The organism is Corallococcus aberystwythensis (assembly GCF_003612165.1).
In the GTDB taxonomy this organism is placed as follows: domain Bacteria; phylum Myxococcota; class Myxococcia; order Myxococcales; family Myxococcaceae; genus Corallococcus; species Corallococcus aberystwythensis.
Window position 1 is genome coordinate 1 of record NZ_RAWK01000509.1, and the last position, 2021, is coordinate 2021.

The 2021-nt window shown below is 69.3% G+C and carries 2 protein-coding genes; one reads left to right on the forward strand and one right to left on the reverse strand.

The genetic code is table 11. The features are described from left to right. Nucleotides 1-876: tRNA threonylcarbamoyladenosine dehydratase (locus tag D7W81_RS41020; protein WP_306440951.1), on the forward strand; the 876-nt coding region annotated here is incomplete at its 5' end. 2 nt (nt 877-878) lie between these two features. Here D7W81_RS41020 and D7W81_RS41025 read toward each other — a convergent pair. Then, nucleotides 879-1844, reverse strand: coding sequence for a PD-(D/E)XK nuclease family protein (locus D7W81_RS41025; protein ID WP_120560725.1), 966 nt, complete (start codon nt 1842-1844; stop codon nt 879-881). Between the last annotated feature and the right edge of the window lie 177 nt (nt 1845-2021).

Below are 2021 nucleotides of genomic sequence, written 5' to 3' on the forward strand. Positions count from 1 at the left end.
CCCACCGCCGAGCCCGAGGCGCCTCCCGCCTCCCCGGCCGCTTCAAACGCCGTCGCGCCGTCGGACTCGCTGGCGAAGCCCTTCAAGCTGTCGCGTCGCTTCGACCGCACGGCGCGCCTCCTGGGTGACAACGCCATGGAGCGGCTGGCCAACGCGCACGTGGTGGTGTTCGGCCTGGGCGGCGTGGGCAGCTTCACCGCGGAGGGCCTGGTGCGCAGCGGCGTGGGCCGCCTCACGCTGGTGGACCACGACGACGTGTGCGTCACCAACACCAACCGCCAGCTGCACGCGACGGTGAAGTCGGTGGGCAAGTCCAAGGCGGAGCTGATGGCCCAGCGCTGCCAGGACATCAACCCGCAGGCGAAGGTGGAGGCCCTGCGCGAGTTCTACCGCGAGGAGCTGGCGGAGACGCTGCTGCCCGCGGGCCGCTACGACTTCGTGGTGGACGCCATCGACAACGTGAAGGCGAAGCTGCACCTGCTGCACCGGTGCGTGACGCTGGGCCTGCCGGTGGTCAGCTCCATGGGCGCGGCGGGACGTCTGGACCCCACGGCCATCCGCGTGGAGGACCTGAGCGAGACGCACATGGATCCGTTCGCGAAGGACATCCGCAAGCTGCTCAAGCGCAAGTACGGCGTGGAGACGGAACGCCACACGGGCATCACCGCCGTGTACTCCATCGAGACGCGCCGGCAGCCGGTGCCGCTCAACTACGACGACGCGACCGACGGCTTCCTGTGCGTCTGCCCGCAGGACAATGAGTTCCACACCTGCGACCACCGCACGCAGATTGACGGCAGCGTGGCGTTCGTCACCTCCGCGTTCGGCATGAACGCCGCGGGCGTGGTGGTGCGCCGGCTGGCGTCAGCGCGGTAGCGTCAGGCGACGCGGGGCCGGGCCTGCGCCACCGCGGGCTCCCGGCCGCACGGACGGCGGAAGACGCAGCGCGCGCAGGCGTCCAGGTTCCCCGTCTGCGGGAAGGCCTCTGAGTCCTTCGGCGTGTTGGTGGCGACGTCCTTCAAGAGCCCGCGCATCCCCTCCACGCTCCGGGCGAAGTGCTGGCGGAAGGAGTCCATGGCGGACGGATCCACCGTCACGTCGTGCTCCAGCCCCTCGTTGAGGTAGACGAGCGACGCGCGGACCTTCTCCAACGGGTAGCGGTAGCGCTGCGCGATGTAGAGCGCGTAGCCCAGCACCTGTTCGTCGTAGCCCTCGCGCGAGCGGCCCGTCTTCCAGTCCACCACCACGACGGAGCCCTCCGCGTCCACGTAGGCGAAGTCCGGGATGGCGAAGGTCTTCACGCCGTCCATGACGAAGTGGGCGAAGTCGAAGCCCGCGTCCACCTCCAGCCACTGCGCGGGCTTGAGCCCCTTCGCCACCGTGGGCCAGCGTGACTGGAAGAACCAGGTCAGCGCGTTGCGCACCGTTTCGAAGTTCTGCTTCCAGGCCTCGTTGGGGATTTCTTCCGCGTACTCGTGCTCCGAGAGGCCGGTGAAGGGCTTGCGGTACTTCTGCGTCCAGTACGCCTTGGAGCGCGAGTGCCGGAAGTCGTCCTGCATCAGCCGGTGCGTGCGCGCCTCCACCTTCGCGGGGTCCACCTCGCGGCCGGCGCGCCAGTCCAGCAGCACGTCCTTGAGGGCCTCGTGCACGATGCTGCCCGCCCAGGTGTAGCGGTTGTGCAGCTTCTTGAGGACGTAGAGCTCGCGCACGTCCCGGGCCGCCTCCGCCTCCCAGCCGCCCCAGGAGCGGTAGTAGTAGAGGTAGTAGGCCCGGAGGCATTCGGAGAACTTCTCGTGGCGGCTCTTGGACCAGGAGAAGTCGTTGGTGATGGGTGGGCGGGCCATGGACGCGGCGCATCCTATAGACGATCGCCCGTCCCGCCAGAAGGGGGACGGCCGGCCGGACAACCGCCCCCTGCCGTCGGTAAAAACGGCGGGCGGACCCGGCCTTACGGGTAGGGTGTCCCGCCGCCCCCGTGAAGAATCACATGAGCCCACGCAAGCGCACCGAAACCCGGGCCC

Coding starts and splice junctions, on each gene's coding strand:
- D7W81_RS41025 (WP_120560725.1), bottom strand. CDS start 1,844: ATGGCCCGCCCACCCATCACCAACGACTTCTCCTGGTCCAAGAGCCGC.